This window comes from Nonomuraea marmarensis, assembly GCF_043197025.1.
In the GTDB taxonomy this organism is placed as follows: domain Bacteria; phylum Actinomycetota; class Actinomycetes; order Streptosporangiales; family Streptosporangiaceae; genus Nonomuraea; species Nonomuraea marmarensis.
Genome location: NZ_JBICRM010000028.1, coordinates 78900 through 99655, shown reverse-complemented (window position 1 = coordinate 99655; position 20756 = coordinate 78900). Strand labels below are relative to the sequence as shown.

Annotated in this window: 24 protein-coding genes; 14 read left to right on the top strand and 10 right to left on the bottom strand. The window is 69.3% G+C overall.

Annotation, left to right across the window (positions count from 1 at the left end; translation table 11 throughout):
* Positions 1-60: 60 nt before the first annotated feature.
* Positions 61-1398, bottom strand: coding sequence for a hypothetical protein (locus tag ACFLIM_RS35480; protein ID WP_393172743.1), 1338 nt, complete (start codon positions 1396-1398; stop codon positions 61-63).
* A gap of 161 nt (positions 1399-1559) precedes the next feature.
* Between ACFLIM_RS35480 and ACFLIM_RS35475 the strand changes: the two genes are divergently transcribed.
* The 4 genes from ACFLIM_RS35475 to ACFLIM_RS35460 all read left to right on the top strand — a co-directional run bounded on the left by ACFLIM_RS35475 (position 1560) and on the right by ACFLIM_RS35460 (position 5686).
* Positions 1560-3356 carry a flavin-containing monooxygenase gene (locus tag ACFLIM_RS35475; RefSeq protein WP_393172742.1) on the top strand — a complete coding sequence of 599 codons (1797 nt, stop codon included), beginning with the start codon at positions 1560-1562 and terminating at the stop codon, positions 3354-3356.
* An 18-nt stretch (positions 3357-3374) separates the two neighbouring features.
* Positions 3375-3812: a hypothetical protein gene (locus ACFLIM_RS35470; protein ID WP_393172741.1), complete on the top strand. Its 438-nt coding sequence runs from the start codon at positions 3375-3377 to the stop codon at positions 3810-3812.
* Between the two features lie 78 nt (positions 3813-3890).
* Positions 3891-5057, top strand: coding sequence for a sensor histidine kinase (locus tag ACFLIM_RS35465; protein ID WP_393172740.1), 1167 nt, complete (start codon positions 3891-3893; stop codon positions 5055-5057).
* Complete coding sequence (locus ACFLIM_RS35460) at positions 5048-5686, top strand: response regulator (protein WP_393172739.1); 639 nt, start codon at positions 5048-5050, stop codon at positions 5684-5686. Before ACFLIM_RS35465 ends, ACFLIM_RS35460 begins: the two co-directional genes overlap by 10 nt.
* Here ACFLIM_RS35460 and ACFLIM_RS35455 read toward each other — a convergent pair.
* Entirely contained in the window at positions 5679-6110 is a 432-nt protein-coding gene (locus ACFLIM_RS35455; protein ID WP_393172738.1) for a VOC family protein, read from the bottom strand. The genes ACFLIM_RS35460 and ACFLIM_RS35455 overlap by 8 nt on opposite strands.
* 30 nt (positions 6111-6140) lie before the next feature.
* On the opposite strand from ACFLIM_RS35455, the gene ACFLIM_RS35450 reads away from it, so the two are divergent.
* The 4 genes from ACFLIM_RS35450 to ACFLIM_RS35435 all read left to right on the top strand — a co-directional run bounded on the left by ACFLIM_RS35450 (position 6141) and on the right by ACFLIM_RS35435 (position 9041).
* On the top strand, positions 6141-6932 hold the full coding sequence (locus tag ACFLIM_RS35450; protein ID WP_393172737.1) for an MBL fold metallo-hydrolase: 792 nt from the start codon (positions 6141-6143) through the stop codon (positions 6930-6932).
* 35 nt (positions 6933-6967) lie between these two features.
* Entirely contained in the window at positions 6968-7540 is a 573-nt protein-coding gene (locus tag ACFLIM_RS35445; protein WP_393172736.1) for a PadR family transcriptional regulator, read from the top strand.
* A 192-nt stretch (positions 7541-7732) separates the two neighbouring features.
* Complete coding sequence (locus ACFLIM_RS35440; RefSeq protein ID WP_393172735.1) at positions 7733-8071, top strand: hypothetical protein; 339 nt, start codon at positions 7733-7735, stop codon at positions 8069-8071.
* Positions 8072-8081: 10 nt separating this feature from the next.
* A complete protein-coding gene (locus ACFLIM_RS35435; protein WP_393172734.1) occupies positions 8082-9041 on the top strand; it encodes a GNAT family N-acetyltransferase in 960 nt (319 codons plus the stop codon).
* On the opposite strand, the gene ACFLIM_RS35430 is transcribed toward ACFLIM_RS35435, so the two are convergent.
* The 3 genes from ACFLIM_RS35430 to ACFLIM_RS35420 are packed head-to-tail and all read right to left on the bottom strand — an operon-like array spanning position 9028 to position 11492.
* Positions 9028-9405 (bottom strand): QcrA and Rieske domain-containing protein, encoded by a 378-nt coding sequence (locus tag ACFLIM_RS35430; protein ID WP_393172733.1) that lies wholly within the window; start codon positions 9403-9405, stop codon positions 9028-9030. The genes ACFLIM_RS35435 and ACFLIM_RS35430 overlap by 14 nt on opposite strands.
* Before the next feature lie 45 nt (positions 9406-9450).
* Entirely contained in the window at positions 9451-10824 is a 1374-nt protein-coding gene (locus ACFLIM_RS35425) for a sensor histidine kinase (RefSeq protein ID WP_393172732.1), read from the bottom strand.
* A complete protein-coding gene (locus ACFLIM_RS35420) occupies positions 10821-11492 on the bottom strand; it encodes a response regulator transcription factor (RefSeq protein WP_393172731.1) in 672 nt (223 codons plus the stop codon). Before ACFLIM_RS35420 ends, ACFLIM_RS35425 begins: the two co-directional genes overlap by 4 nt.
* A gap of 124 nt (positions 11493-11616) precedes the next feature.
* Between ACFLIM_RS35420 and ACFLIM_RS35415 the strand changes: the two genes are divergently transcribed.
* Complete coding sequence (locus tag ACFLIM_RS35415) at positions 11617-12087, top strand: hypothetical protein (protein WP_393172730.1); 471 nt, start codon at positions 11617-11619, stop codon at positions 12085-12087.
* Here the strand turns inward: ACFLIM_RS35415 and ACFLIM_RS35410 are convergent.
* Positions 12077-13153 carry a hypothetical protein gene (locus ACFLIM_RS35410; RefSeq protein WP_393172729.1) on the bottom strand — a complete coding sequence of 359 codons (1077 nt, stop codon included), beginning with the start codon at positions 13151-13153 and terminating at the stop codon, positions 12077-12079. The two genes, ACFLIM_RS35415 and ACFLIM_RS35410, sit on opposite strands and share 11 nt — an antisense overlap.
* A gap of 135 nt (positions 13154-13288) precedes the next feature.
* On the bottom strand, positions 13289-13726 hold the full coding sequence (locus tag ACFLIM_RS35405; protein ID WP_393172728.1) for a YtxH domain-containing protein: 438 nt from the start codon (positions 13724-13726) through the stop codon (positions 13289-13291).
* A 221-nt stretch (positions 13727-13947) separates the two neighbouring features.
* Between ACFLIM_RS35405 and ACFLIM_RS35400 the strand changes: the two genes are divergently transcribed.
* Positions 13948-14484: a peptidylprolyl isomerase gene (locus ACFLIM_RS35400; protein WP_393172727.1), complete on the top strand. Its 537-nt coding sequence runs from the start codon at positions 13948-13950 to the stop codon at positions 14482-14484.
* 197 nt (positions 14485-14681) lie between these two features.
* Complete coding sequence (locus tag ACFLIM_RS35395; RefSeq protein WP_393172726.1) at positions 14682-15575, top strand: rhomboid family intramembrane serine protease; 894 nt, start codon at positions 14682-14684, stop codon at positions 15573-15575.
* 34 nt (positions 15576-15609) lie between these two features.
* Here the strand turns inward: ACFLIM_RS35395 and ACFLIM_RS35390 are convergent, their stop codons facing one another.
* A complete protein-coding gene (locus ACFLIM_RS35390) occupies positions 15610-15855 on the bottom strand; it encodes a cell division protein CrgA (RefSeq protein WP_393172725.1) in 246 nt (81 codons plus the stop codon).
* A 143-nt stretch (positions 15856-15998) separates the two neighbouring features.
* Between ACFLIM_RS35390 and ACFLIM_RS35385 the strand changes: the two genes are divergently transcribed.
* From ACFLIM_RS35385 to ACFLIM_RS35375, 3 genes are read left to right on the top strand one after another with little or no spacing between them, the layout of a single operon-like run.
* Complete coding sequence (locus tag ACFLIM_RS35385) at positions 15999-16601, top strand: class E sortase (protein ID WP_393172724.1); 603 nt, start codon at positions 15999-16001, stop codon at positions 16599-16601.
* 1 nt (position 16602) lies between these two features.
* Complete coding sequence (locus ACFLIM_RS35380) at positions 16603-16761, top strand: hypothetical protein (RefSeq protein WP_393172723.1); 159 nt, start codon at positions 16603-16605, stop codon at positions 16759-16761.
* Complete coding sequence (locus ACFLIM_RS35375) at positions 16758-17330, top strand: glutamine amidotransferase-related protein (protein ID WP_393172722.1); 573 nt, start codon at positions 16758-16760, stop codon at positions 17328-17330. The genes ACFLIM_RS35380 and ACFLIM_RS35375 overlap by 4 nt, the downstream gene beginning before the upstream one ends.
* 147 nt (positions 17331-17477) lie before the next feature.
* Here the strand turns inward: ACFLIM_RS35375 and pknB are convergent, their stop codons facing one another.
* Both pknB and ACFLIM_RS35365 read right to left on the bottom strand, forming a co-directional pair.
* Positions 17478-19316: a Stk1 family PASTA domain-containing Ser/Thr kinase gene (gene pknB / locus ACFLIM_RS35370; protein WP_393172721.1), complete on the bottom strand. Its 1839-nt coding sequence runs from the start codon at positions 19314-19316 to the stop codon at positions 17478-17480.
* 83 nt (positions 19317-19399) lie between these two features.
* Complete coding sequence (locus ACFLIM_RS35365; RefSeq protein WP_393172720.1) at positions 19400-20752, bottom strand: serine/threonine-protein kinase; 1353 nt, start codon at positions 20750-20752, stop codon at positions 19400-19402.
* Between the last annotated feature and the right edge of the window lie 4 nt (positions 20753-20756).

Here is a 20756-nt window from a genome sequence, read left to right as displayed (position 1 = left end):
GTCTCCGGCTCCGGCCTGGTGAGCGTTTTGGCCGCCTCGACCAGCGCCGACGCGGGCTGGTCAGCCCACGTTGAGGGTTTCCCGCTCGGCCTCGGCCGACTGCCTGCTGGACGGCGAACGGCCGCCGAGGGTCAGCCCGACCGCCAGGCAGACCAGCGGGATCGCCGGGATCACGTACCGCACGTCGTAGGCCGCCAGGAACGGCGGCGAGACGACCAGCGCGAGCGCGGCCACCGCGGGCAGCAGCGCGTCCCACCGCCGCCGCACCAGTGCCGCCGCCAGCGCGCTGACCAGGGCCAGCATGAGCAGCGGGAAAGGAACATAACCGAACCGCTGGTACGCGCGCAGCCATCCGGCGAACGGCTCCACGACCCGGGTGGCGGCCGGGCCCCCTTCGTACGATTCGGCGACGCCGCGGACGGACTCGTTCAGGGGGCGCTCGGCGGCGGGCAGCTTGTACGGCGTCTTCTCGTCCACGGCCGTGCGCTCCCAGCGCAGCAACTGCGTGAGATCGGTTGCGACCGACGCCAGATATTCGCCCGGCTGCGCGAGGATGGCCTGCCTGGCGAACTCCCCGGCCAGCTGGTTGCGATTGGCCGTCCCCGGCACCTTGAGCAGCGGCGAGAAGCTCTCCCACAACCAGTGGGGCGGGTAGGGACGTTGTTCGACCGGCATGTCGGGGCAGAGCACGGCCAGCCGCTCGGGCGGCTTGATCACCGCGCAGTCGGCGAAGCTCATGGTCCTGGACCACAGGAAGTTCCCGTCCGCCTCGGTCAGGGCGAACTTGCCCTTCTCCACCTTCGTCCAGGTGGCGTACGCGCCCAGCGGGATCACGCCCGCCACCAGCAGCGCCAGCAGCGGGCGCCAGCCGTACCGCCTGATCAGCAGGTAGGCGGCGGTCAGGAGCAGCAGCGGCAGGCCGACCGTCCTGGTGATCCCGGCCAGCCCGAGCAGCATTCCGCCCACGGCCGCCGTCGCCGGGGTGACCCGCCACACGATGAGCACGATCGCGCCCGCGACCAGCACGATGAAGATCGCGTCAGCCATGATCATGTGTTCGAGCAGCACGAGGAACTCGTCGAACAGCAGCGGGGTGACCAGCAGGGTGGCACCCCAGCCGGGCAGGCCGCGTCGGCGCAGCAGCGCGTACACCGCGACCGCGAGCGCCAGCATCAGCAGGTGCTGCAGGACCGTCACCAGCGTGAGGCTGTGCGCGGGTCGCAACAGCGCCAGGAGCAGGGAATATCCTGAAGGTCGCGTCGTGCCCGGCGTCAGCTCCTCGCGCAGGAAGGCGAAGGAGTCGGCGTAGAAGAGCAGGGCCGGAGGGAACCCGAGCACCGCGAGCACGCGCAGCCCGATCGCGGGCAACATGGCGATGACCAGTGCGCGATGAGCCAAGGTGATGCCGCTTCCTCGTGTGTCCGGGCCACCACAATAGTGGCATTCCGGTCAGCGAGCAGGTGATCACACCGGCCGTTGGTACTTGTCTGAGACCATTTCCGAATGACATTCTGAAATTAGGGTCCAGCGCCCTGCCGTCCCCGCGCAACGGAGGATGTATGACAGTCGCCGATCGCCCTGCCATCGACAGAGACGCCCTTCGCCGGAAATATCGCGAAGAGCGCGACAAGCGGCTGCGCCCGGACGGCAACGACCAGTACCTGCGCCTGACCGGCCGCTTCGCGCACTACCTCGACGATCCGTACACGCCGGTCACCGAGCGCGCGCCGAAGACCGATCACGTGACGTTCGCGTTCATCGGCGGCGGCTTCGCCGGACTCGTCACCGGCGCGCGGCTGAAGGAGGCCGGCGTCGAGGACGTGCGCATCGTCGAGAAGGGCGGCGACTTCGGCGGCACCTGGTACTGGAACCGCTACCCGGGCGCGCAGTGCGACACGGCCTCGTTCGTGTACATGCCGCTGCTCGAAGAGACCGGCCACATGCCCACCGAGAAGTACGCGCACGCGCCCGAGATCCTTGAGCACTGCCGCCGCATCGGCAAACACTACGGCCTGTACGACAACGCGCTCTTCCACACCGAGGTCGTGGACCTCGAATGGATCGGCGGCCGCTGGCTCGTCCGCACGAACCGGGGCGACGCCTTCACCGCCCAGTTCATCGCCATGGGCATCGGCCCGCTCCATGTGCCGAAATTGCCTGGCATTCCGGGCATCGAGGAGTTCAAGGGGCATTCGTTCCACACGAGCCGCTGGGACTACGCCTACACGGGCGGCGACCCCTCGGGCGCGCACATGGACCGGCTGGCCGGCAAGCGGGTGGCCATCATCGGCACGGGCGCGACGGCCGTACAGTGTGTGCCGCATCTGGCGCGGGCGTGCGCGGAACTGTACGTGTTCCAGCGCACGCCGTCGTCGGTGGACGTGCGGGACAACCGGCCGACCGACCCCGACTGGTTCGCGCGGATGGCGACTCCGGGCTGGCAGCAGCGCTGGCTGGAGAACTTCACCGCCAACCAGACCGGCGGCCAGGCCGACGAGGACCTGGTGATGGATGGCTGGACCGACATCGCCCGCCGGGTGCGCGCCAGGATCGGGGCACTCGCTCCCGAGCACCGCACCGCGCCGAACATGCTGGCCGCCTTCGAGGACTCGGACTTCGAGAAGATGGAGGAGATCCGCGCCCGCGTCGATGCCATCGTCGAGGACCGGGAAACCGCGCGGAAGCTGCAGGCCTGGTACCGCCAGCTGTGCAAACGCCCCTGCTTCCACGACGAATACCTGCAGGCCTTCAACGTCCCCGGCACCCACCTCGTCGACACCGACGGCAGGGGCGTGGAGCGGATCACGGAGCGGGGAGTGGTCGTCGCCGGCAAGGAGTACGAGGTCGACTGCGTCATCTACGCCTCCGGCTTCGAGGTCGGCACGGACTACAGCCGCCGGGCGGGTTACGACCTGACGGGGCGCGACGGGGTCAGGCTGTCGGACCGCTGGTCGGAGGGCATGCGCACGCTGCACGGCATCCACGTGCACGGCTTCCCGAACGCCTTCCTCGTACAGCCGACGCAGGGTGCGAACCTCATCTCCAACATCCCGCACAACCTGACGGAAGCGGGCAGGACCATCGCCGTGATGGTCAAACATGCCCTCGACCACGGATACGACGAGATCGAGGTCACCGAGGAGGCCGAGGACGCCTGGGTCGAGCTGCTGCTGTCGGGCGGGGGCATGCTCCTGGGCTCGCCGGACTGCACCCCGGGCTACTACAACAACGAGGGCCAGGAGCTCGGGCTGCGCTGGCGGCTCAACGCCGGCTACCCGCAGGGGGCGATGGCGTACTTCGCGTACATCGACGGGTGGCGCACGTCGAACGCCTTCGAGGGCCTGGAGTTCCGCTGACTAGTACCTTCGTTCAGCATGAGCTACGACCTCTACTTCGCGCGCAGGGAGCCCGGCCAGTCCTGGGACGAGGTGCTGGACGCGGTGGACGAGCAGGACAAGCCCCTGCCGCCCAACCTGCCGGCCTGGGACAACATCGTCACCCAGACCCGCGAGCTGCTCGGCGAGGTGAAGATCTTCGAATACGCGCCGAACTGGGAGCTCGCCCACGAAGCCAGCGGCATCTCCGTGAACCACTGGGAGGGCGGCTGGGAGATGAGCGTCCCTTACTGGACGCACGGTGACGACGCCCGCCGGGTCGTCGACCTGCTGTACAAACTGGCGGCGATCGTGGAGCGCGAGTCCGGGTTCGAATGTTTCGACCCGCAACTCGGCCGCCCGCTCGCGGAGATCACTGACACGGCGAAGATCGTGGAGATGTTCGACGTCGTGGCCGACCGCTTCGGCCGCCGCTGAGCCCAGCGATCTCGTGCCGGGTGAAAGGTAAACCCAGCACTACTGTGTAATGTTCCAGCCCCTGGATACGGTCACAAGGTGCTCAACCGGACCGCGCTGGAGGCGCTCACCCAGCGGCCGCTGCCGTTCCTGGCGTCGGCCTGGCCCTGGCGTTGCGCGGCGTACCTGCTGGTCAGCGTGGTCCCCGGCGCGGCCGCCGGGCTCACCGCCGCGGCTGTCGCAGCGACCGCCGCGGCCTCCACGCTCGCGGCCGCCGTGGCGGGGGTGATCGTGCTGGCGCTGTCCATCCCGCCCGTCGCCTGGTTCGAACGCCGCCGTTTGCGGCTCGTGGACCCCGTGCCCGTGCCCGAGGCCCCGGACAGGCGCAGGCGGGAGGCCGGGCTGGCGGTCATGACGGTGCTCGTGATGTGGTGGATCGACCTGGTCATGCTCGCGTTCACCCTCGGCGGGCCGATGTTGCTGATCCTCTCGCCCGTCGTCCAGCCCGAGGTGGCGCCGCTGGTCGGCGGCGTGGCCCTGGTCGCCGGTGTGCTGTTGCTGCCCGTCGCCGCCTACACGGTCACGGCCTGGGGAGGCGCCAGGGGTGCCATGGTCAGGGCGATGCTCGCGCCGCAGGGCTCCGAGCTGAACGAGGTGCTGCGGTCACGGGCGCGGCTGGTGGACGCGTTCGAGATGGAGCGCCGCAGGATCGAACGGGACCTGCACGATGGCGCGCAGCAGCGGCTGGTCTCCCTGTCGATGTCGCTCGGCCTGGCCAGGCTCGACCTGCCGGACGGCTCGCCGGCGGGCAGGCTGGTCGAGAAGGTGCACGAGGAGGCCAAGCAGGCGCTGGCCGAGCTGCGCGAGCTGATCAGGGGCGTGCACTCGCAGGTGCTCACCGACCGGGGGCTGGCCGCCGCGGTACGCGACGTGGCGGGCCGCTCGCCTGTGCCCATCGACGTGGACATCGAGCCGGCCGGCCGGTTGCCCGCCCCCGTGGAGGTCACCGCGTACTACGTGGTCAGCGAGGCCCTCGCGAACCTGGCCAAGCACAGCCAGGCCACCAGGGGCGCAGTCACGGGCCGGGTCCAGCGCGGCACCCTGGTCGTCGAGGTGCGCGATGACGGCGTCGGCGGCGCCGACCCGGCCAGGGGTACGGGGCTGACCGGTCTGGCGGACCGGCTGGCCGTGGTGGGGGGAAGACTGTCCCTGTCCAGCCCGGCCGGCGGGCCCACCCTCGTCCGAGTGGAGATACCGTGCGCGTAGTGATCGCCGAGGACGCCGTCCTGCTCAGGGAGGGCCTGGTGGGCCTGCTCGAACGCTTCGGCCACACCGTGGTCGCCGCCGTCGGCGACGCGCCCGCCCTGGTCGCCGCCGTCACCGAGCACCGGCCGCAGGCCGTGGTGACCGACGTGCGGATGCCGCCCGGCTTCACCGACGAGGGGCTGCGCGCCGCGCTGGAGCTGCGCGAGCGGCATCCCGAGCTGGCCGTGCTGGTGCTCAGCCAGTACGTCGAGCAGACGTACGCGGCCGAGCTGCTGGAGTCCGGCGACGGCGCGGGCATCGGTTACCTGCTGAAAGACCGCATAGGCGACGTACGCGAGTTCGTCGACGCGCTCGACCGCGTGGCCGCCGGCGGCACGGTCGTGGACCCCGAGGTGGTGCGCCAGCTCCTGAGACGGCGACGCGACCCCCTGGCCAGGCTAACCCCGCGCGAGCAGGAGGTGCTGGGCCTGATCGCCGAGGGTCGCTCGAACGCGTCGATCGCCAAGGAGTTGTTCGTCACCGAGGCGGCCGTGGCCAAGCACATCGCGAACATCTTCACCAAGCTCGATCTCCCGCCCGCCGCCGATGGTCACCGGAGGGTGCTGGCGGTGCTGGAATATCTCAAGTGACGCAGAGCTCGTTGCCCTCAGGGTCGGCGATGGTGATCCACCAGTTGGGCCCCTGGCGGCCGCGGTGCAGCACCTTCGCGCCCTTGGCAGTCAGCCGCTCGACCACGGACTCGATGTTGTCGGCGCCCACGCGCACGTCGAGGTGCACACGGTTCTTGACCGTCTTGGGCTCGGGCACGAGCTGGAACAACACGCGCGGAGCCCGTTCGAGACCGTCGGGGTGCCTGATGGCCGCGCCCGACTTCCACACCAGCGCGCCGTTGTGCCGGGTCGTTTCGTCGTCGGTGGCGTAACCCTTCTCGATCATGCTCCGGATGAACGCCTCGTCCTGCTGCTCCACCTTCCACCCGAGCGCGTCGGCCCACCAGTCGGCCAGCGGATGCGGGTCGCCGGTGTCGATGACGACTTGGAAGTCATATGCCATGTACCGATCCTAAAGTTAGGGTTCGTTGGCATGAATGAGTGGCATGAGGTCGGCGACCGGGTCTATGTCCGGCGTCATGAGTCGTACGACATGAACGTGGGTCTGGTCGTGGGCGACGGGCACTGCCTGGTGCTCGACACGCGCAGCTCGCACCGGGAGGCGGCGGACCTGATCGAGGCGGTCAGGAGGATCACCGCCGCCCCGTGGACGGTGGTCAACAGCCACTCCCACTTCGACCACTACTTCGGCAACGCTCTCTTCCGCCCCGCCGAGATCTGGGGCCACGTCAGGTGCGCCGAGGAGATCGACGAGTACGGCGAGCGGCACCGCGCCGGCATGATCGAGGGGGAGCCCGAGCGGCGCGAGGAGTTCGAGGAGGTCACGATCGTGCCGCCGGATCACACGTTCGCCGTCGCGGCCGACCTCGACATCGGCGGCCGCATCGTGCACCTGCGGCATTTCGGGCTCGGGCACAGCAGCAACGACGTCGTCGCGCACGTTCCGGACGCGGGTGTGGTGTTCGCCGGAGACCTGGTGGAGGAGGGTGCGCCGCCGGCGTTCGGCGACTCGTACCCGCTCGACTGGCCCGGCACCACGGCGGCGATGCTGGACGAGCTGCCCGAGCAGGTGATCGTGCCGGGGCACGGCGCGGTGGTGGACCGGGCGTTCGTACGGGCGCAGCACGACGAGCTGGCCCTGGTGGCCGAGCTGGCCAAGCGGGCCCACGTGGAGGGCCTGCGCGACGTGATCAAGCTGTTCCCCTATCCCGAGGAAGTGACCAAGCAGGCGATCGCGAGGACCTTCCGGCAACTCGACGCGTGAGCTATATTGCAACTTGCAATATAGCTGGAGGCAACATGGCGCGACGCCACGACCTGGTCGGCCTGACCGTGCTGGCCCTGCTCACGGTGCGCGCCAGCCACCCCTACGAGCTGCACCGATTCATCATCGACACGCACAAGGACTACATCACCGGCCTGCCGCGCAGCCTCTACCACGCGGTCGAGCGGCTGGCCAGGGATGAGCTGATCGTGCCCGCCAAGACCGACCGCGAGGGCCGCAGGCCGGAGCGCACGGTCTACGAGATCACCGACGAGGGCCGCGAGGAGCTGGCCACCCGGTTGCGGCAGCTCCTGGAGACGCCCGATCCCGACCGGCGCGCGTTCGTGGCGGCCGTCTCGCTGATCGGCTGCCTGCCGCTGCCCGAGGCGCAGCGCGCGCTGCGCGGCCGGGCGGCCACGATCGAGGGCCTGCTGACCGGGATGCAGGCTCATGTACGGGCCATCGCCGACAGCGGTCTGCCCGCGATCCTGATGCTCGAAGTCGAGTTCGAGCAGGCGCTCTACACCGCCGAGCTCGACTGGATCAGGAAGGTGCTCGACCGGCTGGGCAAGGGAGAGCTCGACTGGGGGAGCTCAGTCGACCTGTGAAAGGGGCCGCCGGGGTGCGCCAACACCCCGGCGGCCGGACATCCGAACAAGGCGCCTGCCCTGCCCGAACTCGCATTCACAGGATAGGCGCCGCGACCAAGGGAGCTGTGCCATGTCCACAGAGATCGTCCGCCTGCTCACGCCCGAGGGCTGGCGCTTCGCCTCTTTCCAGAACACCCGGGTGAGCCGGCCATGAGGAAGAAGCTCGTCACCGAGGTCGCCGGGGTGGTCGCCGCGCCGGTCGAGCAGGTGTGGCAGGCCCTGCTCAGGGACTTGCCAAGCCACGAGGCCGGCGACCACACCCTCGCCTACCAGGGCGGCTGGTGGTACCGCGGCGAATGGTCGGTCACCGCCCACCCCGAGGGCACGCGCGTCGTCCACCGCGTCTACGACGTGGCCGAATGGATGCGCTGGGGTGTGCCGCTGGCCAACCGGTTCTTCATCGGCTTCCCCAAGCGCACGCGCGAGGCGTTCGCCGAGGGCCTGGCCCGCATCGGAAACCAGTTGGGGTGCTCCGCGAAGCTGGCCTAGGCTCCCCAGCATGGAATGGGGACCGCTGACCCGGCAGGACGCCCGGCCGCTCGCCGAGCTCTGGGCCGCCATCGAGGCCGAGGACAGGACCGGCGATCTCTACGCCGTCGACGACGTGGCGGAGCAGCTCGCCCACCACCTGATCGACCTGCCCGAGGGCACGATCGCGGCCAGGGACGGCGACCGCGTCGCGGCCTTCGGCTACCTCCCGGTCAAGCAGTCCGTCGTGGACGTCCACATGATGCGCCTGTGGGGCGGCGTGCACCCCGCATATCGACGGCAGGGGCTCGGCAGGCGCATCGTGGACTGGAGCGTCCGCGCGGCGCCGGGACTGAGCGCCAAAGCCTTTCCCGGCGTCCCTCTGGAGGTCCACCTCGACGTCCACGAGGGCAGCCAGGGGCTCGCGGCACTGGCGGCGGGGTCCGGGTTCGCCGCCGCCCGTACGTTCGCCCGCATGACGCGGCGCCTGTCCGGCGGCCTGCCACCGCTCAGGACGCCGGCGGGCGTGTCCATCGTCACCTGGTCGCCCGAGGTGGACGAGGGCGCCCGCCAGGTGCGCAACGAGTCGTTCCGCGACCACTGGGGCAGCGTGCCGCACACGCGGGAGAGCTGGCGCACCATCATCACCGGATCGCGTAACTTCCGCCCCGAGGCCACGTTCGCGGCCCTCGCGGGAGAGCGCGTGGTCGGTGTGCTGATCACGCACTTCTTCGACGCCCAGTCCGCCCACCTCGGCGAGCGCCAGGCGTGGATCCCGATCATCGGCACGCTGAAGGAGTGGCGCGGCAAGGGCGTGGCGAGCGCGTTGATCGCGCACGCCCTCGCCGCCTTCACCAGTCAGGGGTACGCGAGCGCCGGACTCGGCGTCGACACCCACAACCCCACGGGAGCGGTCAGCGTGTACGCCCGTGCCGGCTTCGAGATCATCAAACGCAGCACGAGCTACGCCTTACCGATCAAGCCAGCCTGATCGTCCCCTTCGAGATCTTGATCTTCTTGCGGGCGAGCGGCCGCTTGGCGGGGCCGTTCACCACTGCCCCCGTCGAGGCACTGAACTTGCTGCCGTGGCACGGGCAGTTGATCGTGCCCCGGCTCACGCTCGCCACCGTGCAGCCCTGGTGGGTGCACTTGGCGCTGAAGCACCGGTAGACGCCCTTCTTCGGGTGGGTGATCACGTACTTGCCTTTGACGATCTTGCCGCCGCCGAGCGGGATGCTGCGGGTCTTGGCCAGTACGGGACCGGCCGTTTCCGCCTCGGCCGGGCTGGGCCACAGGAACATGACTCCTGCTCCCGAGGCGCCACCTCGGGTGATCAATGCGCGGCGTGTGAGCATGATTGCCTCCTTCAACCATCCACACGTTCGCGGATCATGAGTGGTTCAGGTGATTTTCAAGGGAAATTTCGCGACGAATCCGAAGTTGGCGTACACGAGTGACCCTTCGTGCAGGACCGCGATGTCCCGCGCGATCGGCAGCCCCAGCCCGGCGCCGCCCGCGTCCCTGGCGCGGGCCTCGTCCAGCCTGGTGAAGCGGTCGAACACCGCCTCACGCTGCGCGGGCGGGATCCCCGGGCCGTCGTCGATCACCTCCAGCACGGCCTGGCCGCCCTCGGCGCGCACGCGTACCTTGACGGTCGAGGCGGCGTGCCGGACCGCGTTGTCGGCCAGGTTCGTCACCAGGCGGTCGAGATGCGCACGGGAGCCCTTCATCACCACGTCGGGCTCGATGTCCAGCTCCACCCGCACTTCCGGCCGCCGCCTGGCCCGCAGCGACTCCTCGGCCGCCACCTGGCCCAGGTCCAGCTCGGTGGCCCGCAGCGGCTCGCCCGCGTCCAGCTTGGCCAGCATGAGGAGATCGGCGGCCAGGTGTTGCAGGCGTTCGACGTCGGCCAGGGCCTCCCTGGTGAGCTCGCTGGGCTCGGCCAGTTCCAGGCGGGCGCGCAGGGTGGCGATGGGGCTGCGCAGCTCGTGCGCCGCGTCGGCGACGAACCGCTTGTGCGTCCCCACCGCCGTCTCCAGGCGGTCGAGCGTGCCGTTCACGGTGCTGGCCAGCGCGGCGATCTCGTCCTTGGAGCCCGGTACGGGGACACGCTGGTGCAGGTCGCGGGCCGTGATGTCGGCGACCTTGGTCCTGATCGCGGCCACGGGAGCCAGCGCGCGGCCCACCGAGATCCAGGTCATCCCGGCCACCACGAGCAGCACGGCGGGCACGCCGGGCAGCAGCGCGCCGTACAGCGTCCGCAGCGCCTCCTCGGCGCCCGCCAGCGAGACCCTCGACCACACCTTGGCGGGGCCGCCCGCGGTGGTCACCTGGAGCCCGGCGACGGCGTACTTCTTCGGCTCCGCCCACTTGGCGGCCGCGGCGGCCTTGTCGCTGGTCAGCATGACGTCCGGATCGGCGATCTTGACCGCCGTGCCGTCGCGCAGGGTGACCGTTCCTCCCTTGCCCGCGACCATGATCGGACTGCCGGCTTCCGGCGCGGTCTCGACCGGACCGTCCCCGGTGTTCTTGTCCGTGGGCGCGATCTCCAGGGTCTGCGCGTACGGCGCCGCGGCCACGGCCTTCCTGGTCGCCTCGGCGTCGGCGGTGCTCTCCAGGGTGCCGCGCAGCACCAGCACCAGCGCCAGGGCCGCCATCCCGAGGGCGAGGGCCACGACGAGCGTCGCCGCCGCGGTCGCCCGCAGCCGCACGGAGGACAGGCTCGCGGACACCCTCGCCCAACTCACGTCCGCACTGATCACCCGCCACTTCATGCCGCCTCCAGCCGGTAGCCCGCCCCGCGGACCGTCATGAGCGTCGTCTTGCCGAAGGGCATGTCGATCTTGCGGCGCAGCGCGCTGATGTAGACCTCGACGATGTTCGGGTCGCCGTCGTAGGAGAAGTCCCATGCCTGGGCCAGCAGCTCGCCCTTGGAGACCACCTCCCCGGCCCGGCGCGCCAGCGCGTGCAGCACCGCGAACTCCTTCGGCGTCAACCCCACCTCCACCTCGCCCCGGCGGCACCGCAGCCCGGCCGGATCGATCACCAGGTCGCCCACTGTGATCGACACCGGCCGCTCCCGCCCGCCCCGCCGCATCAGTGCCCGCAACCTGGCCAGCAGCACCACGTACGAGAAGGGTTTGGCCAGGTAGTCGTCGGCCCCGTTGTCGAGCGCCTCGGCCTCGTCGTAGATGCCGTCCTTGGCCGTGAGCATCATGATCGGCGTCCAGTCGCCCGCCTCGCGCAGCTTGGAGCAGACCGCGTACCCGTTCATCCTGGGCAACATCACATCCAGGACGATCACGTCGTACGTGTTCTCGGTGGCCATCCACAACCCGTCACGGCCGTCATGGGCCACGTCCACCGCGAAGCCCTCGCCCGCCAGCCCGCCCTTGACCAGGTCGGCCAGTCGCTCCTCGTCCTCCACCAGTAGCACTCGCACACTGTCAAGGGTGCCTCAGGCCACCTAAAGCCAACCTGAAGATCATTTAGGGCGTCTTCAGGATCGTTTCAGGTACATCTCGCCAGTCTCGGGAGCGTTCGATTGACCCCAGTGAGGAGAATTCATGTTCAAGCGACGCCTCGCGGTGCTCGGCGCGGTCGCCGTACTGGCCATCACCGGCCTTGCGGGCTCCGCCATGGCCGACGAACCCCCGGCCACCGCCGGCGCCAAGGTGACCTGCACGACCAGCGACGGTAAGACCATCGAGCTTGCCAAGCCCCTGCGTGCCAAGGGGGGCGTGGTCATCACGCGCGACGGGAAGGTTCACCGGGTCAAGCCGGGCACCAAGGTCTCCCTCCGCGACGGCGAGGCCCCGGAGGCGGTGAAGCTCGACGCTCTCGAAGACGGTGAGGCCCCGGAGGCGGTGAAGATCGAGGGGATCCCGGACGGCGAGCGCCTACGGGCGGTGCCCGCTCGGCCCGCCCTTCCTGAAGGGGCTTCGACCGAGGTGGCTCCGGTCGAGAAGGCCCCGGGCGAGAAGGGCGTGGCCAAGAGGGTCAAGATCATCTGCAAGAAGCCCGCGATCACTCGCTGAACGACGGGTGGGGCCCCAGCGCCCAGTACTCGTAGAGTCCGTGGCCGACGAGCCCGTCGTACTCGAAGCGCCCGACGGCGTCCACCAGGCCCCACATCCGGGCGGCGTCGTCGGGCAGCCGGTACGTCACGCCCTGCACGACCGGCCCCGCACCCTGGTACATCCCGTGCTTCCAGTCCGGCTCCAGCCCGTAGCCGGTGCCGACCATGAGGTGTACCGGCAGCAGCGGAGTGCAGTGTACGTCGAACGGCTTGCCGCCGGGCGGTGCGAAGGTGATCGTGGCCTCGACGACGTCGCGGGTGCCGGGGGCGTAGACGGGGCGGTAGTCCGGTCTGCCGAGGTACTCCTCCTCCCGCCCGTCGGACCAGACACGTACCGCCTCCTCCAGCACCCGGCGGCCCCGCTCGTCCTCCTGGACGATGCAGAGGATGGCGTGGTCGTCGAACCGCATCGGCGTGTAGAGCCAGTAGAACGTGCCGGGGTTCTTGGCCTGGATGCCCGGCGGCTCGGGCTCGCCGACCGGCCTGATGCCCCAGGACCGGTCCCTGGTGCCCTGCCAGCGGTCGGGGGTGACCGGGATGTCCTGCTCACCGATCCTGATATTTCCGGACCAGCTCCCGGTCTGCGCCAGGCGTACCGAATCGAACATCACCCGCTCCTGCCACCGCAGGAAGTGCCGGGGCTCCAGCGTCGCCGGGATCGTGCCCTCCCACAGGAGGTCGAAGGACAGGCCGTGCTCGTTCGGCTCCAGGACCACCCTGAGCCGCTTGAGCCCTTCGACGACCTCGACGCGGAACGGGCCGATCGCGGTGTCCATCCGGTCGGGGCCGAGCTCGCGGGAGGCGCGTACGACGCGGTGCAGGTCCTGGTGGCGTACGCAGGCGAAGGCGTCGGTGACGCCCAGGTTGGGGTACTGGCCGAGGCCGACGATCAGCATGAGCTCGTCGGTTCCCGGGTGGCAGTTGAAGTAGTAGCGGTCGTAGAAGTTGCGGTCGGAGGTGGCCACGTGCCGCATGACCTGCGCGGCCTGGTGCACGGGGTAGTCGTCGAGCGGTGACAGCGCCATGCCCGGCTTTGTAGCAAGCGCTTGGTAAACCGTCAACACCCTCCAGTCGCGCCCCTCGGCCAACCGGCACGGCCTTCCGGCAAATGGAAGCGCGCCCCCGGTTTCCATCCGAGGACGCGCTTCCTTTTGGCGAAATCACGACATCTTGCGATACGTCTCCTCCGCCCTGTTTGACGCATTGGCTGCCATCCGGTTCGCGGACTCAGTAGTCCTGTCCGCCTTCTCGCTGGCCCAGCGTGACGCATCAGAGGCGGAGTCCTTCATGTGCTCGGTCCACTGCTGTGCATTACGGCGGTAGAACACGTAACCGATCGCCCCCACCGCGAGGCCGGTCAGCAGAGCGAGCGTCGGCCACCGCCGCGACCGCGACGGCGTGGGATCGATCTTCCTGGCCGCCGCGGACAGCATCGAGCTGACCTTCGGAGCGACCTGGTCCTCGAACCCGTGAGCCGCGGAATGCAGCCGCGGCGCCGCCCAGTAGCGGGCGTCTTCAAAGCGCTGGGCGGCGACCACTTTGGCCTGGTCCGCCACTGGCGTCATACGATGGCCGGTTCGTACGGCCCGGGTCTTCATGCGACCCATCCACGTAGCCGGTATTTCTATGGCCACGCGGCGTCTTCTCAGTGTCAGGGACACGACAACCTCCCCTGTCGTTGGGGCCCCGAGCCTGACCTTCCCTGGACAAGGCGGCTCAATCATGGCCGACCGTGGGAGGATGGCTCTGAAGGCCGAACGGCCATAGTCCTCAAACCATCACAAAACTAACCCTGTGCATAGAGGGGGGCAGCTGTCTCGTGGCTGAGAAGCTGATCGCAAACCTGCAAACCAATCGCGGCAATATCAAGGTGGAGCTCTTCCCCAACAGAGCCCCGAAAACGGTACGAAACTTCGTAGAGCTCGCCGAAGGCGGCCGCGAATGGACGCACCCGGGCACCGGCGAGAAGAGCACCGGCCGCTACTACGACGGCACGATCTTCCACCGGGTCATCTCCGGCTTCATGCTCCAGGGCGGCGACCCCCTGGGCCAGGGCATCGGCGGCCCTGGCTACGAGTTCGACGACGAGATCCACCCGGAGCTCTACTTCAACCGCCCTTACCTGCTGGCCATGGCCAACGCGGGCATCCGCTTCGGCAAGGGCACCAACGGCTCGCAGTTCTTCATCACGGTCGTGCCCACGCCGCACCTCAACGGCAAGCACACCATCTTCGGCGAGGTGATCGAGGGCCAGGACGTGGTGGACGCCATCGCGAAGACCCGCACCGACCGCCGCGACCGCCCAACGGAGGACGTCATCCTGGAGTCGGTCACCATCGAGCACCTCCAGTCCTGACCCAAGGCACCCGCCAGGGGGCCGCGCGCCGCGCCGGCGGGCTACCCGGCGCCACAAGCGCCCGCTGGGCGTGCGTGCGGGGTGAGGGGTAGCACGGCGTGGCGTGGCGGCGTGGTGGGCGTGCGCTCGCGTACGCTACGGCCACTGCGCCGTCACGGCCCACGCGGCACCGTCCGGCACGCCTTAGGCTTTCGGTCATGACCAGCCAGCCGCCCAGCCCGCCCCCTCAGCCCGAGCAGCCCGCTGAGGCGGTCCCCACGTGCTACCGGCATCCCGACAGGGAGACCTGGGTCCGCTGCCAGCGCTGCGACCGCCCCATCTGCCCCGACTGCATGCGCGACGCCGCCGTGGGCTTCCAGTGCCCGGAGTGCGTGGCCAAGGGCAATCACGGCATCCGCCAGGCCAGGTCCACCTTCGGCGGCAACGTCGTCCGCACGCCATACGTCACCTGGACGATCCTGGGCCTCGTCGTGTTGGTCTTCGGCGGCCAGCTACTGACCAGCGGCGTGCTCACCGGGGCACTGGCAATGCAGCCGCTCGCAGTCGCCCTTGGCCAGTATTACCGGCTGATCACCTCGGCTTTTGTGCATTCCACCGACGGCTCTCTCCCTCTCCACATCCTCTTCAACGGCTGGGCCATCTACGTGATCGGCCCTTATCTGGAGCGAGCCTTCGGACATCTCCGTTACGCGGCCGTCTACGTGCTCAGTGCGATAGGCGGCTCGGTGCTCAGCCTCTGGCTGGACCCGCTGGGCACGCCCACGGTCGGCGCCTCCGGAGCCGTCTTCGGGCTGTTCGGAGCCGTGTTCGTGGTGGGCCGCAGGCTCAACATGGACGTGCGAGGCATTACCGCGGTCATCGGACTCAACCTGGCCATCACGTTCGTGTTGCCGGCGATCTCCGGTCTCCGCATCAGCTGGACCGGGCATGTCGGCGGCCTGGTCACGGGAACGCTGCTGGCCGTGGCGCTGGCCTACGCCCCCAAGAGCAACAGGACCCTGTGGCAGGTGCTGGCGATCGCGGGAGCGCTGGCCTTGCTAGCCGTGCTCGTGGTGACCAGGACGTCGGCCATCCTGAGCGGCGCGGGCTGACTTCCCCAGGCTGTGGAAAAGACTGTGGAAAGAACTAACGCCAGCGGGTGGAAAGCACCACACCGAAGATGATGAAAACAAACCCGATCAGCAGGTTCCAGTTCTGGAGGTCGCTGAAGAAGGGCGCCTGCGGTGCGACGTAATAGATCGCGATCCACAGGATGCCGATGATCCACGAGACCACCATCGTGGGCGCCAGCCAGCGCGGGCTGACCTTGACCTGCTGGGATCTCTGCGGCGGGGTGTAGACCGCCTTCTTGTTAGCCTTGGACTTGGGCACTGGGTGACTCCTGCTGAGTGCCTGGGCTTCCGGATCGTCCACAGGCTCTTCGTTAAGGGTAGTTGAAGCGTGCCAAGGATAGTCGCCACGCGCACGACATGGCGATCCCCAGATGCCGCTTCCGTGCCGAATACGCTCATCGCATGCGGGCCACGCTCCAGGCCGTGGGGGAGACGAGCATCACCGCGGGCCTGATCCTCATGCTGTTCTGCGCGTACCTGCTCTGGGGCACCGGCGCCTACACCCAGAGCCAGCAACTGCTGCTCCAGCGCGATCTGGCAGGCAGGCCAGCCGAGAAGGCCGAGCCCGGCCAGGCCCTCGCCCTCCTGCGCATCCCCAGGTTGGGAAACGACTATCGCTACGCCGTGGTCGAAGGCGTGGACGCCCAGCACCTGAAGAAGGGCCCCGGCCACTACCCCGGCAGCGCCATGCCGGGCCAGGTCGGCAACTTCGTGCTCTCTGGGCACAGGACCACGTACGCGGCCCCGTTCAACGAGATCGACGAGCTCGAACGCGACGACGAGATCGTCGTGGAGGCCCGCGAGGCCCGCTACACCTACCGCGTGACCTCCCAGGACATCGTCCAGCCCGACGAGGTGGACGTGCTCGCCCCCGTGCCCGGCAAACCCGACATCCGCCCCATCCGCGCCTTCATCACGCTGTCCACCTGCCACCCCGAATATTCGGCCGCCGAGCGCCTCATCGTCTATGGCGTGCTGAAGGAGACCGAGCCGAGAGAGGAATGATATGTACGCCTGGCTCTGGCGCAGGCTCCCCGGCAGCCGGCCCACCAGGGTGCTGACGGCCCTGGTGCTGGTCACGGCCGCGGTGGCCGTACTCTGGTATGTCGTGTTCCCGCTCTTCGAGCCCGTGGTGACGGTTGACGAGGTGACCGTAAGGAAATGAGTCGCGTGCTGGTCGTGGACAACCACGACAGCTTCGTCCACACGATCGTCCAATACCTGCGCCGGCTGGGCGCCGACTGCGACGTGCGGCCGCGCGACGACGTACGCGTGGACGACGCCGACGGCTTCGACGGCGTCCTCATCAGCCCGGGACCCGGCACCCCCGAGGCGGCCGGCGTGAGCGTCCCCATGGTCCACCACGCGGCCGAGCACCACCTGCCGCTGCTCGGCGTCTGCCTGGGCCACCAGGCCATCGCCATCGCCTATGGCGCCACCGTGGCCCGCGCGCCCGAGCTCGTACACGGCATGACCAGCGCTGTCTCCCACGACGGCAAGGGCGTGTTCGAGGCGCTGCCCTCGCCGGTGCGGATGACCCGCTACCACTCGCTGGCGGTGCTACCGGAGACCGTCCCCGACGTGCTCGACGTGACAGCCCGCACCGAGGACGGCGTCATCATGGGCCTGCGCCACCGCGGCGCGCCCGTCGAAGGCATCCAGTTCCACCCCGAGTCGGTGCTGTCCGAGCACGGTCACCGGCTGCTGGAGAATTGGCTGCGCGGAATCGTGTAACAAACATCTCGCGTACGGCGACTTACAAGTGAGCGTCCCCGCCGTTGCCCCCGAGCGGCGGGGGCGTTCTTTTTTGTCCAAGCATGCACGGCCGAAGGGCCGCTCATCCCGCGCGGGGGATGAGCGGCCCTTCTACGTGCCGGGGCCTCAGCCGAGGCCGCCGTCGCCGATCGGGTTGTCCTCGGTCGGCTCGTCCGTCGGGAAGTCCGTCTGATTGTCCGTCGGCTGATCCGTCGGGAAATCGCTGGTGGGCGGCGGCGCCGTGTCCTCGGGACCGGACGACACCACGATGGTGATCGTCGTGCGCGGCGGCTGCTTGTTGCCCTCGGGCGGGTTCTGCTGGATGACCGTGCCCGGCGGCTGGTCGCTCGGCTGCTCGACGACCTTGGTCCGGAAGCCGGCGGCCTTGATCTGGGCGGTGGCGTCCTCCTGGGTGAGCCCGATCAGGCTGGGCACCTCGCTCAGCTCCTTGGGCACGTAGAGGGTGACGGTGCCGTCCTCCTCGATCTCCTCGCCGGCCTTGGGTTTGGTGTCGATGACCGTGCCCTGCGTCTTGGTCGAGTTTCTGGTCGTGACCGTGCCCCTCAGCCCGGCCTCCTGCAGTGCCTTGATCGCTTCCTCCTGCGAGAGACCGATGAGGCCGTCAGGCACCTTGATCTTCTTCGGGCCCTTGGACACGATCAGCTTGACGCTGGAGCCCTTCTCGACCTTCTGGTTCTCGGCGGGCTCCGTCCTGATGACCGTGCCCTTCTCGACGTCGCTGCTGGCCTCCTGCACCACCTGGGCGGTGAGCCCGAGCACCTTGAGCTGCTCCTCCGCGTACGCCTGCTTCTGCGTGGCGAGGGACGGGATGGTGACCATCGTGTCCGTCGGCGTGTTGTTGGAGCCGAACACCAGATAGCCGACCGTGACGAACGCCCCGATGATCAGCAGCGGGATGATGATCCACAACGCGGTCTTGACCCCGTTGCCGCCACTGTTGCTGGCCCTGCGCCGTCCGCCACGGCCGCCGCCCTCGCCGTACTCGTAAGGGGGGACCGCGCCGGTGCGCTGCGTGGCCGGGCCCTGGGCCGCCTGGGTCGCCGTCATCATGCGGGTGCCCTGGCCGTGGTTGCCGGTCATCGCCATCGTCTGGGCGTCGACCGGCATGCCGGACATCGCCCGCTGGATGTCGGCTCGCATCTCGCCGGCGCTCTGGTAGCGGTGGGCCGGGTCCTTGGCCATGGCCTTGAGCACGATCGCGTCGGCCCACGGCGGGATCTCGCGGTCGATCTGCGACGGCGGGATCGGATCCTCGCGCACGTGCTGGTAGGCGATCGCGACGGGGGAGTCGCCGGTGAACGGCGGTTGCCCGGTCAGCAGCTCGTACAGCAGGCAGCCGGTGGAGTAGATGTCGCTGCGCGCGTCCACCCGCTCTCCCCGCGCCTGCTCGGGCGACAGGTATTGGGCGGTGCCGATCACCTGCGCCGTCTGCGTCATCGTGGCCGCGGAGTCGGCCATCGCGCGCGCGATGCCGAAGTCCATCACCTTGACGTCGCCCGCCCGCGTGATCATCACGTTGGCCGGCTTGATGTCGCGGTGCACGATGCCGCCGCGGTGGCTGTAGTCGAGCGCCCGCAGGATGCCGTCCACCAGCTCGACCGCGCGCTCGGGCAGCAGCCGCCGGTCCTGGCGCAGCAGGTCGCGCAGCGTCCTGCCGTCGACGTATTCCATCACGATGTACGGCACGGGGGCGCCTTCTGAGGCGTCCTCTCCGGTGTCGTAGACCGCGACGACGGCAGGGTGGTTCAGGGAGGCCGCGGACTGCGCCTCACGCCGGAACCTGGCCTGGAAGGTGTGGTCTCGCGCCAGGTCGGAGCGGAGGGTCTTGATCGCGACTATTCGGTCCAGCCGGATGTCTCGGGCGCGATACACCTCGGCCATGCCGCCGCGCCCGACGACACCGTCGAGCTCGTAACGACCTCCGAGTAGCCGAGGCTGAGTCATTTCCTGCACTGTCCCTTACCGTTCATCTTGGGTACCGGCCAGCTCGGGGGGCCGCCGGTGTCCATCATCGACCCCGTAGCGCATCACGTCTCCTCCTTCGGCGGGTTTGTCTCACCCGGGTCCGGCGAGGCGGTAGGTGTCGGAGTTGTCGGTGTAGTGGTGGGCGTTGGGGTGTGTGTGGGCTTGGGGGTAGGGGTGGTCCGGGTCGGTTTCGGTGTCGGCTTCTTGGTAGGAGTTGCCGACTTGCTTACCGTAGCCGACCGCGAGGGTATCGGCCTCTGCGACGTGACGGGAAGCACGGAGGACGGCCGGGTCCGCTTTTTCGTCTTCGTGGGCTTCATCTGCTCGGGCGTCAGCATCGCCGACTCGCTCGGCTCGGCCACCTCGGGCAGCGGCGCGGGCGGCTCGCGGTTGGCGAACGTGACGGCGCTGAGCCCCACCGCGGCCACGCACCCCGCCGTGGCGACGATGGCCAGCGTCCTGCCGCCCTTGCGCCGCCCTCCCGCCTTCTCCTGCAGCTCGGTGGCCGGGTCGAGATTGTCGGTCGTCCGCTCGTCCTCGGGCGACGGCTCGCGTACGCGAAAGCCGCCGGGGTCGGTGAGCATGCTGAGCTCGGCGCCGTGCTCGACGCCCGCCAGCGACTCGCGCAGCACGTAGGCCCGGTCGGCCACCTCCAGCGCCGTGGCGGGACGCTGCGCGGGCTCCTTCCCCAGCAGCGCCATGACCAGCTCGCGCACCGGCGCGGGCACGTCCACGCCGAGCGGCGGCGGCGCCTCGTTGAGGTGCAGCAACGCGATCGCCACCTGGCTCTCGCCGCGGAACGGCGTGCGCCCCGCCAGGCACTCGTAGGCCACCACGCCCAGGGAGTAGAGGTCGGTCGCGGGAGTGAGCTGGAAACCCTGAGCCTGCTCGGGACTGACGTATTGGGCCGTGCCCAGCACCGTGCCCGTCTGCGTCACCGGCGCCGCCTCCAGGGCCCGCGCGATGCCGAAGTCCGTCACCTTGATCGTGCCCTCGGGGGTGACGAGGAGGTTGCCGGGCTTGATGTCGCGGTGGATGATCCCGGAGGAGTGGGCGGCGTGCAGCGCCTTGGCGGTCTGGTGCACCACGTCGAGCGCCACCTCGGGCCCGAGCGAGCCGTTGCGGGCCAGGATGGCCGACAGCGGCTCGCCGTGCACCAGCTCCATCACCAGGTAGGCCAAGTCGCTCTGCTCGCCGTAGTCGAAGATCTGCGCGACCCCTGGATCGGCCAGCGCCGCGGTGAGCCTGGCCTCGTTGCGGAACCGCTCGCGGAACGTGGGATCGGCGTAGATGTGACTGCGCAGGATCTTCACCGCGACCTCGCGCCCGAGGAGCTCGTCACGGGCGCGCCACACCTCTCCCATACCGCCCGTGGCGATGCGGGAGAGCAGGAGATAGCGGTTACGGAGCCGCATGATC